At 56.0% G+C, this 234-nt stretch carries 1 pseudogene; it reads left to right on the top strand.

From position 1 onward, the window contains the following. Positions 1 to 153: pseudogene (locus SB764_RS44735) on the top strand (NADP oxidoreductase coenzyme); the annotation flags it as partial. Positions 154 to 234: the final 81 nt, after the last annotated feature.

Genomic DNA, 234 nt, shown 5'->3' with positions numbered 1-234 from the left:
GAACAGGCGTCGCAAGACGTGGCGGCACTTGCCCAGCGACTCGGGTTCGCCCCGATCCAGATAGGCGGCCTGTCGGAGGGCGGTCTACTTGTGCAGGCCCGCGGCAAGACCTGGGGCCGTTTGATCTTCAAAGACCTGATCAACCTCGACTAGCGAGTTGCCCAACACAAAAAAAGAGAAAGAAGATATCCGATGAACATTGAAGCGAACGTGCAGACAGTAAAACGCTTCTTC

Source organism: Paraburkholderia sp. SIMBA_027, from assembly GCF_046535315.1.
Classification (GTDB): domain Bacteria; phylum Pseudomonadota; class Gammaproteobacteria; order Burkholderiales; family Burkholderiaceae; genus Paraburkholderia; species Paraburkholderia tropica.
Note: the sequence above shows the minus strand (reverse complement) of the source record. Positions and strands in the feature narration are given on the sequence as shown.